Annotated in this window: 11 protein-coding genes; 2 read left to right on the forward strand and 9 right to left on the reverse strand. The window is 67.4% G+C overall.

From position 1 onward, the window contains the following. Positions 1-72 precede the first annotated feature (72 nt). Positions 73-1770 (forward strand): MFS transporter, encoded by a 1698-nt coding sequence (locus ACFPO9_RS01290; protein WP_379765884.1) that lies wholly within the window; start codon positions 73-75, stop codon positions 1768-1770. Positions 1771-1850: 80 nt separating this feature from the next. Here ACFPO9_RS01290 and ACFPO9_RS01295 read toward each other — a convergent pair whose 3' ends face one another. The 6 genes from ACFPO9_RS01295 to ACFPO9_RS01320 all read right to left on the reverse strand — a co-directional run bounded on the left by ACFPO9_RS01295 (position 1851) and on the right by ACFPO9_RS01320 (position 8308). Beyond that, positions 1851-3044, reverse strand: coding sequence for an MFS transporter (locus ACFPO9_RS01295; RefSeq protein WP_379765887.1), 1194 nt, complete (start codon positions 3042-3044; stop codon positions 1851-1853). 93 nt (positions 3045-3137) lie between these two features. Beyond that, on the reverse strand, positions 3138-5222 hold the full coding sequence (locus tag ACFPO9_RS01300) for a 3-hydroxyacyl-CoA dehydrogenase NAD-binding domain-containing protein (RefSeq protein WP_379765890.1): 2085 nt from the start codon (positions 5220-5222) through the stop codon (positions 3138-3140). Positions 5223-5306: 84 nt separating this feature from the next. Further along, a complete protein-coding gene (locus ACFPO9_RS01305; protein ID WP_379765893.1) occupies positions 5307-5804 on the reverse strand; it encodes a GNAT family N-acetyltransferase in 498 nt (165 codons plus the stop codon). A 1-nt stretch (position 5805) separates the two neighbouring features. Continuing rightward, complete coding sequence (locus ACFPO9_RS01310; RefSeq protein ID WP_379765896.1) at positions 5806-6609, reverse strand: hypothetical protein; 804 nt, start codon at positions 6607-6609, stop codon at positions 5806-5808. A 5-nt stretch (positions 6610-6614) separates the two neighbouring features. Next, the gene (locus ACFPO9_RS01315) at positions 6615-7457 is read right to left on the reverse strand and encodes a DUF817 domain-containing protein (RefSeq protein WP_379765899.1); all 843 of its coding nucleotides are present in this window, start codon (positions 7455-7457) and stop codon (positions 6615-6617) included. A 35-nt stretch (positions 7458-7492) separates the two neighbouring features. Then, positions 7493-8308 carry a DUF6597 domain-containing transcriptional factor gene (locus ACFPO9_RS01320; RefSeq protein ID WP_379765902.1) on the reverse strand — a complete coding sequence of 272 codons (816 nt, stop codon included), beginning with the start codon at positions 8306-8308 and terminating at the stop codon, positions 7493-7495. A gap of 105 nt (positions 8309-8413) precedes the next feature. Between ACFPO9_RS01320 and ACFPO9_RS01325 the strand changes: the two genes are divergently transcribed. Further along, on the forward strand, positions 8414-9040 hold the full coding sequence (locus ACFPO9_RS01325; RefSeq protein WP_379765905.1) for a glutathione S-transferase family protein: 627 nt from the start codon (positions 8414-8416) through the stop codon (positions 9038-9040). A 4-nt stretch (positions 9041-9044) separates the two neighbouring features. On the opposite strand, the gene ACFPO9_RS01330 is transcribed toward ACFPO9_RS01325, so the two are convergent. The 3 genes from ACFPO9_RS01330 to ACFPO9_RS01340 are packed head-to-tail and all read right to left on the reverse strand — an operon-like array spanning position 9045 to position 12252. Continuing rightward, positions 9045-10886 carry a glycosyltransferase family protein gene (locus ACFPO9_RS01330; RefSeq protein ID WP_379765907.1) on the reverse strand — a complete coding sequence of 614 codons (1842 nt, stop codon included), beginning with the start codon at positions 10884-10886 and terminating at the stop codon, positions 9045-9047. A 5-nt stretch (positions 10887-10891) separates the two neighbouring features. Beyond that, positions 10892-11845, reverse strand: coding sequence for an ABC transporter ATP-binding protein (locus ACFPO9_RS01335; protein WP_379765910.1), 954 nt, complete (start codon positions 11843-11845; stop codon positions 10892-10894). Then, complete coding sequence (locus ACFPO9_RS01340) at positions 11842-12252, reverse strand: GntR family transcriptional regulator (protein WP_379765913.1); 411 nt, start codon at positions 12250-12252, stop codon at positions 11842-11844. The genes ACFPO9_RS01335 and ACFPO9_RS01340 overlap by 4 nt, the downstream gene beginning before the upstream one ends. Positions 12253-12346 lie beyond the last annotated feature (94 nt).

Here is a 12346-nt window from a genome sequence, read left to right on the forward strand (position 1 = left end):
CAGAGTCGCTGCCGTAGCTGGCGTAAATATCGGCTATCCATTGAACATTACAACTCATTACGGAGACTAACAATGGCTATCACACCCGGCATGACCGCCGGCGGGAAGGCAGCGCCTACCGCCCGCGGACTGACCAAGGAAGAACGCAAGGTCATCTTCGCTTCTTCCCTCGGCACCATCTTCGAGTGGTACGACTTTTACCTCTACGGCTCGCTTGCCGCCGTCATCGCCAAGCAGTTCTTCGCCGGCGTCGGCGACCCCACCACCGGCTTCATCTTCGCCCTGCTGGCCTTTGCCGCCGGCTTCATCGTCCGTCCCTTCGGCGCGCTGGTGTTCGGCCGCCTCGGCGACATGATCGGGCGGAAGTACACCTTCCTGGTCACCATCCTGATCATGGGCGGATCGACCTTCGTGGTCGGCCTGCTGCCGGGCTATGCCTCGATCGGCATCGCCGCGCCCATCATTCTGGTCTCGCTGCGCATCCTGCAGGGCCTGGCCCTGGGCGGCGAGTACGGCGGCGCCGCGACCTACGTGGCCGAGCATGCGCCGGAAGGCCGCCGCGGCTACTTCACCGCCTGGATCCAGACCACGGCCACGCTGGGCCTGTTCCTGTCCCTGCTGGTGATCCTGGGCGTGCGCACCGCGATGGAGCCGGCCGCCTTCGACGCCTGGGGCTGGCGCATTCCCTTCCTGGTGTCGGTGCTGCTGCTCGGCATCTCGGTGTGGATCCGCCTGTCGATGAACGAGTCGCCGGCCTTCGCCAAGATGAAGGCCGAAGGCAAGACCTCGAAGGCGCCGCTGTCGGAAGCCTTCCTGGCCTGGGGCAACGCCAAGATCGCGCTGCTGGCGCTCGGCATCGTAATGGGCCAGGCCGTGGTCTGGTACACCGGCCAGTTCTACGCGCTGTTCTACCTGACCCAGACCCTGAAGATCGAAGCGGCCACCGCCTACATCCTGCTGGCGATCGCACTGGCCATCGCCACGCCTTTCTTCATCTTCTTCGGTTCGCTGTCCGACCGCATCGGCCGCAAGCCCATCATCCTGGCCGGCTGCCTGCTGGCGGCGCTGACCTACTTCCCGGTCTTCAAGGGCCTGACCACCTACGGCAATCCGGCCCTGGCCAACGCCCTCGCGAGCTCGCCGGTGGTGGTGGTGGCCGACCCGGCCTCCTGCAACTTCCAGGTCAAGCTGGTCGGCAAGGAAGTCTTCCCCTCGTCCTGCGACATCGCCACTGCTCAATTGATCGCCGCATCGGTCAACTACACGATCCAGCCGGCGCCGGCCGGCACCATCGCCAGCGTACACGTCGGCGACAAGGTCTACCCATCCTTTAACGCCACCATGGCCGGACGTGAGTTCGACAAGGCCAGCAAGGCCCGCGAAGCGGCGCTGAAGAAAGACCTGGGCGACGCCGTGAAGACCGCCGGCTACCCGGCAAAAGCCGACCCGGCCGCCATCAACAAGCCGATGGTGGTGCTGATGCTGTTCGTGCTGATGCTCTACGTGACCATGGTCTACGGCCCGATCGCGGCGATGCTGGTCGAAATGTTCCCGACCCGCATCCGCTATACCTCGATGTCCCTGCCCTACCACATCGGCAACGGCTGGTTCGGCGGCCTGCTGCCGACCATCTCCTTCGCGCTGGTGGTGGCCAAGGGCGACATCTACTACGGCTTGTGGTATCCGATCGTGTTTGCGGCGATTACCGTCGTGATCGGGGTGTTGTTCCTGCGGGAGACCAAGGACAACAATATCTACGCTGCGGACTGAGTAGCGTAGCTCGCGTCTTCGTGGGCACGGGGTGCCCACCCTACATTGAACGGTAGGGTGGGTTCACCGAGCCCACGTTCTCATTCAAGCACCGGCACCCGGCTCCATTCCCGCATCCGGAAAGCCGCCCAGGCCGTCAGCAGCGCACCCGCCACCAGCACCAGCCGCGTATCGAACAGGGTCAGCACTGCTCCCGCCGCCGCCATCAGGATATTCGCCAGGCAGAAGGTCGTCGACAGCAAGCCCATCACCGCGCCCTGGCCGTGGCCGCCGAAGCGGTCCGCCGCCCACACCTGGATCACGGCGTTGTAGCAGGCATGCGGCAGGCCGAACAGCATGATGCCCGCCAGCCCGATCCATAACTGGCCAGTCCCCAGCGAAGCGATCGCCAGCGCCACGCCCGTCGCCAGGAAGGCCGCACGGCGCAAGGGATCGTCACGATTTTGCCGACCGGCAAAAACAGCCGTAAAACTCATCAGCCCGCACATGCCGACATTGACCAGCGAGATCGCGCGGGTGTCGTAGCGGCCGACCTCGACCAGCCACAGCGGATAGAACTCGTAGAAGGCGGTCACACCGCAGGTATAGGCCAGTTGCACGATGAAGAGCATGCGCAGGCCGTCATGGCGCAGCAGGTTGAAAGCATGGCGCTCGCGCGCCACCGCCCACCAGCCCGGGCCGTGGGCGACCGTCTCGCGCCGCAGCGTGATCGCCACCAGCACCGTCCCCAGCAGCAGCGCGGCCGCGGCGATGTAGAACGGCACCGTGATGCCGAAACCGATCGTGAGACCCGCCAGCAGCGGCCCGAACAGCCAGCCGAGGGTGAAGCAGCCGTTCAGCCAGGACATCGCGTGGTTGCGCAGCGAGCCCTCCAGGTGATCGGCCAGCATGGCGCGCACGATCGCGCCCTGGCCCTCCAGCAGGCCGGTGGCGAAGCGCGCCGCCAGGAACAGCGGATAGGAGTGCACCGACAGCGCCCAGGCCGTCAGCACGTGGCCGATGGCGGCGCCGGCCGCGGTCCACAGCAGCAGCGGACGCCTGCCGAAGCGGTCCGACAAAGACCCGAGGACGGCGGTGCCGATCAGCAGGCCGATCGGATTGACCATCAGGGCGACCGCGAACAGTAGCTTGGGCGGCAGGCCGAGGAAGTTGGTGAGACCGTCCGCGGATCCGTTCACGAACAGCGGCGGCAGGATCGGATAAGGCAGCGAAGCGCCGGTCGTCGCCAGCAAGCCGAGCAGGCAGGCGGTCGCGATCAGGAGGGCATTTTTCACGTGAGGCTCGGAATTTGAAAGAAACCTAGCCTAACATGCAACTTTCCATGCCCGCATCAAGGACATTATCTCGTCGCCCGCCCGGAAGGCGGCTCAGCTATTGAAGCCGCGCCCCTCGTCCGCCAGCTTGCGCAGCAAACCCGCCGGCTGCCACGCTTCGCCATGATAGCCGCGCGCATACTTCTCGATCGCCGCCAGCACCGCCGGCAGCCCCACCGTATCGGCATAAAACATCGGCCCGCCGCGATACAGCGGGAAGCCGTAGCCGCTCAGGTATACCATGTCGATATCGGACGCGCGCAGCGCGATGCCCTCTTCCAGGATCTTCGCGCCTTCATTGACCAGCGAGTAGACCAGGCGCTCGACGATCTCCTCGTCGGAAATCGCGCGGCGCTCTACGCCGATATCCTTCGAATGCCGGACGATCATCGCGTCGACGGCGGCCGAAGGATGCGGGCTGCGGTCGCCCGCCTGGTAGTCGTACCAGCCGGCGCCGGTCTTCTGGCCGAAGCGGCCCTGTTCGCACAGCAGGTCGGCGGTCTTCGAATAAGCCAGCTCCGGCATCTCGACGGCGCGGCGCTTGCGGATGTACCAGCCGATGTCGTTGCCGGCCAGGTCGCCCATGCGGAAAGGGCCCATCGCAAAGCCGAATTTCTCGATGGCCTGGTCGACCTGCTGCGGCAGCGCGCCTTCGTCCAGCAGGAAGCCGGCCTGGCGGATGTACTGCTCGACCATGCGGTTGCCGATGAAGCCGTCGCACACGCCGGACACCACGCCGGTCTTCCTGAGCTTCTTCGACAGCGCCAGCGCGGTCGCCAGCACGTCCTTGCCGGTCCGGGCGCCGCGCACGATCTCCAGCAGCTTCATCACATTGGCCGGGCTGAAGAAGTGCAGGCCGATCACGTCTTGCGGGCGCCGCGTGAAACCGGCGATCTTGTCGAGGTCCAGGGTCGAGGTGTTCGAGGCCAGGATCGCGCCCGGCTTCATCACCGTGTCCAGCTGGCGGAACACGGTCTCCTTGACACCCATGTCTTCGAACACGGCTTCGATCACGATGTCGGCCTGGGCGATGTCTTCATAAGCCAGCGTGCCCTTCACCAGCGCCATGCGCTGCTCGCATTTTTCCGGCGTCAGCTTGCCCTTCCTGACCGTGTTCTCGTAGTTCTTGCGGATCGTGGCCAGGCCCTGGTCCAGCGCCTCCTGCTTCGTCTCGAGGATGGTGACCGGGATGCCGGCGTTGGCGAAGTTCATGGCGATGCCGCCGCCCATGGTGCCGGCGCCGATCACGGCGGCCGACTTGATCTCGCGCACCGGCGTGTCGGCCGGGACGTCGGGGATCTTGCTGGCGGCGCGTTCGGCAAAGAAGGCATGGCGCAGCGCCTTCGATTCGACGGTCTGGGTCAGGTGGATGAAGCGCGAGCGCTCGAACTTGCAGCCCTCCTCGAAAGGCATGTCGACGGCGGCGGCGATGGTCTCGACGCATTCCAGCGGCGCCGGGAAAGCGCCGGCCGCCAGCTTCACTTTCGCGCGCGCGGCGGCCAGGAAGGCTTGGGCATCGGCGTGTCCGACCTTGCGGTCACGGACTTTCGGCAGAGGCCGGACATCGGCGATCTTACGAGCGAATTCGACGGCAGCCGGCACCAGCTCGGTCCCGGCCGGGAATACCTCATCGAACAGCGTGCCCGCAAATTTCTCCGACGGCAGCGGATTCCCGGACACGATCATCTCGAGCGCCGCTTCCAGCCCGATCACGCGCGGCAGGCGCTGGGTGCCGCCGGCCCCCGGCAGCAGACCCAGCTTCACCTCCGGCAGCGCGATCTGGGCGCCCGGCACCGCCACCCGATAGGCGCAGCCCAGCGCCAGTTCCAGGCCGCCGCCCATGCAGACGCTGTGGATTGCGGCGACGACCGGCTTGGCCAGGCCTTCGGCGGTGCGGATCAGGGTGTGCAGGGTCGGCTCGGTCAGGGCTTTCGGCGAATTGAATTCGCGGATGTCGGCGCCGCCCGAAAAGGCCTTGCCGGCGCCGGTAATCACCACCGCCTTCACGGAGGGGTCAAGCTCGGCGCGCTGCAGCGCCTCGACGGCGGCGGTGCGCGTCGCCAGGCCGAGGCCGTTGACCGGCGGGTTGTTCAGCGTGATGACGGCGACATGGTTCTGGACCTGGTAATCGGCGCTCATGGGTCTCCCTTGGATTTTGTATGGGTATGTTGAAATGACAGCGGCAACTATAACCGATAAAAAGTACGGTCGTGTTATTTGCCCTCAGGCCGTCGCATACAGCAGGAAGCGCACGCCATCCTCGTCGGCTTCCAGCAGGCGCTCGAAGCGCAGGCCGAGCTTTTCCAGCACGCGGCTTGATGCCGGGTTGTCCGGGTGGACGGTGCCCACGATGCGCGCCAGACCCAGTACGCGCCTGCCATGCTCCATCAGCGGCCGCGCGCTCTCTGTCGCATAGCCCTTGCCCCAGCAGTCGGGCAGGAAGCGGTAGCCGATGTCGGCCGCACCCAGCTCTTCCACATATTTGAGGCCGCTGAAACCGGCCAGGCGCCCGCTGGCCTTTTCGATGACCGCCAGGCGGCCATAGCCGTGCACCGCGTAGTCGCGCAGCGGCCGGGTACGCAGGATCTCGCGCGCCTGCTCGACCGAGGTGGCGGGCGCATCGCCGGTATGGCGGATGATCTCCGGCAGCGAAATCAGCGGCAGCCAGGCTTCGGCATCGTCGAGGGTGAAAGGACGCAGCAGCAGTCGTTCGGTTTCCATGTCATTTTCCAGGAGTGCGATGCGCCCTGGCGTCCTCGTAGGCCATGTGCTGGGCGCTTGACAGGCGCAGGATGGCGCCCGGGGATGCCAGGTCCTGGCGCACCCAGTCACGCAGCTCGTCGGTCGCCAGGCCGGCCAGTCCTGCCTCGAGCAAGGCGTCGGCTTCGGCCTCGCGTCCCAGTCCGCGCACGATGGCGGCGCGCAGGCGCAGGTCCTTCGCGTAGTTCGACAGGTTCGCAAAGCTGCGCATCGAGGCCGGGACAAACGGCGACAGCGGCCACTCGCGCGCGCTCCGGTTCACCTCATCGATAAAGCCCAGCGGGTCGGGCAGATAGCGTTGGCCCAGCGCGAAGTCGCCCGCCTCGACCACCGCCGGCAAGGCCACGAAGGATTCTCGCCGGGCCCGCTCGGGCATGCGCGCGTCGAGCTCCACGAACAGCGCGTAAGTCGCGCGGGAGTCTTCGAGGATGTCGTTCATGCGCTCGACCAGCTGGAACCGGGAAGGCTGCGGCGTGTACTCGGAATACGGCAGGCCGTACACAACATCGCCCGCCAGCACGCGGCAGGCCTGGGCGTCGCGCGCCTGGACCAGAGCTACGCGCGCCGGTGGGTAGAGCTCGACCAGGAAACGCCACTCCAGGATGGTGTGCCATACGCTCACGTGCTTTTCCTGGTTTTCCGCCATCGCAAGGGCGAAGGCGGCCAGCAGATGGCGCAAGGCGTCCTCGTAGCGGCCCTCCTCGCGCGCAAGCTGCGCCTGCCGGTCGAGGGCGTCGACCTGGCTCGCTTTATCGTTATCCGTCACAATAATCAATCCTGTGCAATATGGATCTTCGCCTTCACATGCTTCAGGCTCGCCACGATCGTAAACGTCATGATCACCAGCAGCGACCACGAACTCCACTTGCTGATATGGACCGCCGACCATGCCCCCAGCTGGTTCGGGTAGCGCCACACGCCCCAGAAGGTGCCGATGTTCTCGGCCATCCAGATGAAGAAGCCGGTCAGCACGAAGCCCAGCATCAGCGGCATGCGGCGGTCGCGGTCGAGCGGCCGGAACACCACCGTGCTGCGCGAGTACAGGCCCAGCGCGCAGGCGGCCAGGTACCAGCGGTAGTCGCCGATGTAATGGTGGGTGAAGAAGTTCACGTAGATCAGGACCGCGATCGCGGTCGCCATCCAGTACGGCGGATGGTGGCGCACGCGGATGTCCAGCAGGCGCCAGGCCTGCACGATGTAGCTGCCGATGGCCGCGTACATGAAGCCCGAGAACAGCGGCACGCCGAAGATCTTGGTGTAGCCGAAGTCCGGGTAGCTCCAGGACTGGATATTCCCCGAGACCTTGAAGGCTTCCAGCGCGAAGCCGACCGCGTGGAACAGGCAGACCGCCTTCAGTTCGTCCCAGGTCTCCAGCTTCACGCGCACCATCCACAGCTGGATCGCGACCGCGACCACCAGCAGCAGGTCATAGCGCGGGATGCCGAACAGGCCGGCGCGCGGCATCAGGAAGATGGCGGCGAAGAACAGGCCGACGAACAGGCAGGCGCGCGCCTCCTTGATGCCGAACCAGAGGAACTCGGTGAGGCCGCGCTTCAAGCCCGCCAGGGAGCGCGGGCGGTCGTCCATCAGGAAGCTGTCGATTGCGGAGAGCATGGGTGTCGGTGTCGGTGTCGGTGTCGGTGAAAAGCTCAGGCGCGGGCGCGCTTGCGATACTGTGCGGGCGACTCGCCCACCAGCTTGCGGAAATCGGCACTGAAATGGGCCTGGTCGAAGTAACCCAGCTCCTGGGCCAGCGCGGCCAGGTCGGGCTCCGCGCCGCTTGCCAGGCGGTCGGCGGCTTCGTGCAGGCGGAAGCGCCGGATCGTCCATTTCGGGCTGACGCCGAGGTACTCGCTGAACAGCTGCTGCAGGCTGCGCACGCCCATCCCGGCATCCTGGGCGAGCTGCTCGACCTGGGTCAGGCCCGGCGTGGTTTCGGCGCGGCGCAGGATGGCGGCGATGCGTTCGACCTGCGGATCGGGCGCCGGCAGCAGCGGCGCCAGCAGGCCGGCGGCGGCGGCCGTCATCGCCGCATCGTCCGACGCCTCCAGCACGGTGCGGCGCGCCTCGGCTTCATCCCAGGGAAACACGTCGGCCAGGGCCAGCACCCGGTCGGTCATGGTGTGGACCGGCCGTCCAAGCAAGGCGCGGAAGGCGCCCGGCCGGAAACGCAGGCCGCAGACCTTGCCGGCGCCTTTCAGCTCGTAGTCGAAGGCGCCGGTGGGCACGCCCCAGATGCCGCTGGCGCCGGTGCTGTCGAACACCAGGTGCACGCAGGGATACGGGAGCGTGCGCTGCACATGGGGCAGCTGGCCGCCGAGATCCCACTCGACGATCCAGAAATGGTCGATGAAATGCGCCAGCTCGGGCGCAGGCAGGTAGCGCTCCATGCGGAACATCTTGCGCGCCTGGGCCGGCGCGACCACGCCTTTCGGGCGGTCCTGGACGACGGGAGGTAGATTCATCGGGTGCTCATCAGGGTCCTTGGCCATGATTCTAGCATTCGCGTTTTTCCAAGACGACAAGTTTCAGCGGCCCTATGCTGGACCTCCCAATCAAACGAGGACGCCATGAACCGCACCATCACCCTCTTCCACGCTCCCCATTCGCGCTCCGGCGCCGTCCGCATCCTGCTCGAGGAGCTGGGCGCGCCGTATGCGCTGGAAACCGTGAACCTGAAAGCCAACGAGACCCACAGCCCGCGCTACCTGGAAGTCAACCCGATGGGCAAGGTGCCCGCCATTCTCGATGGCGAGGCCCTGGTGACCGAGCAGGCGGCCATCATGATCTACCTGGCCGACCTCTTCCCCCGGGCCGGCCTCGCGCCCGCCCTCGACGACCCGCTGCGCGGGCCCTGGCTGCGCTGGATGGCCTTCTATGGCAACTGCTTCGAACCGGCGGTGGTCGACCTGGCCATGAAGCGCGAGCCGGCGCCGCCCTCGACCTGCCCCTACGGCGACTACGACAGCATGCTGTCCACGCTGACGGCGCAGCTGCGCCGCGGCCCCTGGCTGCTCGGCGAGCGTTTTACGGCAGCCGACGTCCTGTGGGGCTATGCGCTGGCCTGGACCAGCGCCTTCAAGCTGGTGCCCGGGCTGCCGGAGATCGTCCGGTACCTTGAACGCTTCAATGCGCGCCCGGCGGCGCAGCGCGTGACGGTATTGGACGCCGACCTCGCCGCGGCGCAGGCGGCCTGAGGCCTCAAGCCGAAGCCGCTACCGGGGCCCCGGACGCCGCCGCTTCTTCGCGCACCACGCGCGGCTGCAGCACCATCAGCGACAGCAGCGCCGGCATGCCAAGCAGCAGGCAGGCCAGGCACCAGGCCAGGCGCGCTCCCGGCCCCAGCGCGGCGCGCCCGGTCCACCAGGCCGAGGCCAGCGCCGACAGCAGGGCCAGGGCGATCGCCGCCGCCCATACCGCGGGCGGACGCGGGAGCAGCAGCGGCGCGAAGCGGCTGGCGCCATAGTCCGGCACCACGCCCCGCTCGATCAGGATCGCGGGCAGGCTGACTGCCGCATGCAGGACCGGTGAGACCCACCAGTCCCGGTGCTCGAACAGCACGGGGAAATCGTGCACCACTTCGCGGCGGCCCAGTTCGCGCACCTGGCCGCCGGCGTCGACCAGGTAGACCACGTGCGGCGCCGGCATGACGCCATCCAGGCGCCGCCTGCCGCCGATGAAGCTGACCAGGGTGCCGTCCGCCACTTGTCCGACTTCGGCCCGATCGAGGTCGCCGAACGGGACCGGCAGCGGGATGCTGGCGAGCGGGGCCAGCTGGCCGCCGCGCTCCTCCAGCAGCGCCACGCGGCGGTTGGTCAGCAGCGCCGTGCGCGGACCCAGCACCGCGATACCGGCGCCCAGCTGCTCGCGGCCCGCGGCGTGCAGAACATGCCGCAGTTTCAGGCCGCCCTGTTCCAGCTCGTACATATCATGGGCGTTCGCCAGGTAGCCTCTGGCGCGGTTGTCGCGCAAAGGCACCGGCTGCGAGTCGAACGGGACGGCGTCGCCCTTGCCGCCGGCGCCGAACCAGCCGGCCGGCCGGGCGTGCCGATTCAGGCCGCTGTACATCATGCGGTCGTGGCTGAAGGTCCAGTTGTTCTGCTGGCTGTCGGCGATCTTGAGGCCGCTGCGGGCGGAGACCGTGTCGCGTACCGTGTACTGGCGCTGGCCCGGCCCGAGGCTGGCGCTGCTGTCGCGGCCCAGGGCGGCGCTCCAGCCGGCGGCGCGCGGATCCTTCACGGCGGCGAGGCCCGCCTGCAGCGCTTCGCGGGGATCGAAGCGCGACGCTTCCACGCCGCCGCCGGCCGCGGCCTCGTCGGCTTCCAGCGGATGCACGCCGGCCACCATCTGGCCGACCTGGAACAGGGTCGACCCGCTCCACAGCAGCGCAATGTAAAAGCTGAGCTGTAGCGGGACCGCCGAAGCGACGGTCGCCACCGCGTCGTCGCCGGTGTAGCGGTTGGGGCGGAACACGGTGTACACCAGCACCAGCAGCACGGCGTTGCAAGCCAGGGCCAGCGCCAGCATCGTGCCGTAGCTGGCCATGTGCATGGTCAGCAGGATCGGCAGCATCAGGACCACGAAGGCCCAGCGGCTGCGGTGCAGCATGATGTAGGCGCCGCTCAGCCAGCACGAGACGCTTGTCAGCGCCATGAAGCCGATCCCCGCATAGTGGCGGGTATCCACCACGCGCGCGGTAAAGTGATCCTGCAAGCCCAGCAGGACGAACAGCGGCAGCGCCATCGCCAGCGCGATCAGCAGCACGGAAGCAAGCGTGATGCCCGCCAGGATGGGCGCGCGGTGCATCGGCCGGTGCAGCAGCCAGATCCAGCGGCTGGGCTGGCGGTAGGTGCCGAACTGGTAGAGCGCGAAGCCGAGTCCGGACAGCGCGTACAGCAAGGTCATCACGGCATGCAGTTCGCGCGGCCCGGTGACGAGGTCGGTAAGCTGGTTCATCACCGTGACCAGCACCAGGCCGGCGGCCGCATACAGGATGGCGGCCGTACGGAAGCGCCGCAATTCGGAAAGGAAGAGTTCGATCATCGTATTCAGGCGGCGCGGCGGGCGCCGGCATGTCCATGCGAGAGAAAAGCGTTGACGGCGCGGTCCAGGCCCAGCGGCATGGCCTGCACCCGGCGGGCGCCCAGCAGCTTGAGGCGCGCCTCGAAGGCGGCGCCATCCTGCTGGTCGAAGGTGACGATGTGGGTCAGGCCGTCCAGCTGCTGCACCTGCAGCACACCTGCCAGCTTGCGCACTTCGGGCGTCTTGAACGGAAACTCGGCCACCCACAGCTGCACCCGGCCGCAGAAGTCGTCCGGGCCGCTCATATAGCGCAGGCTGCCGCGCTCGAGGATGACCAGGTTGTCGGCGACGCGCTCGATCTCGTCCATCTGGTGCGAGCAGTAGACGATGGTCGAGGCGTCGTCGATGCTGGACTGGAGCAGCGCTTCGAGGAAGGCGCGCTTGGCGACCACGTCCAGGCCCAGCGTCGGCTCGTCGAGGATCAGCAGTTCCGGGCTCTGGGCCAAGGCCAGCGCCAGGTTCAGGCCGGCCCGTTCGCCGCGCGAGAGCTCGCCGACGCGCTGCGCCGGCAGCACGTTGAAGTGGGACAGCACCTCGTCGTAGCGTTCGCCGTTCCAGCGCAAGTTCGCGGCACCCCGGCCCGCCCCTTCGTAATGGCGCTGCTGCATGCGCATCAGATCCTGCACCCGCATCCAGCCGGGCAAGGTGTGCTCCTCGTTGACGAAGCCGATGCGGCCCCGCATCTCCGGCGTGAGCGTGGCGCAGTCGTTCCCCAGCACCCGCGCGCTGCCGCCGCCGGCCGGCTCGAAACCGAGCAGCACGCGGAACAGCGAGGATTTACCGGCCCCGTTGGCGCCGACGAAGGCGTGGATGCCGCCGCTCGGCAGGCGCAGGCTCAGGTGGTTCAGCGCCAGCTTGCCCTTGTAGCGCAGGCACAGGTCTTCGGTCTCGATCACGTAGTCGCTCGTGTTCACGCTCATGCTGTCTTCTTCGCGGCGTAGTGGGAAAGCTCGCCCGCGACGCGGTCGAGGATGGTGTCGCTGGGGTAGTCGAGGCCGATGACGTCGCCGACGAAGCGGTCGACCGCCTCATCGAGGCGCCGCGCGCGCTCGGGATCCGACAGGCGCTGGCGCTGCTCGGCCACGTACAGGCCGAGGCCGGCGCGCGACAGCAGCCAGCCTTCCGCCGTCAGCTCGGCATAGGCCTTCGCCACCGTGTTCGGATTGACGGAAAGCTGCTGGGCCAGGCCGCGCACACTGGGCAGCGCGTCGCCGGGCTGCAGATCGCCGCCGGCGACCAGGCGTTTGATGCCGTCGGCGATCTGGCGGATGATGGGCCGCGGATCGCCGGTGACGATCTGCAGCATCAGGGGAGCACGTCGATTCATGCGAGACTCACTGTACTAGGACAGATAGTACAGTAGCACCGGACCGGGCTGTGGTCAACCAGTTAATGTTTGCGCCGCTTTGCGCTATAGTTAA

Source organism: Massilia aerilata (genome assembly GCF_042656905.1).
Lineage (GTDB): Bacteria > Pseudomonadota > Gammaproteobacteria > Burkholderiales > Burkholderiaceae_D > Telluria > Telluria aerilata.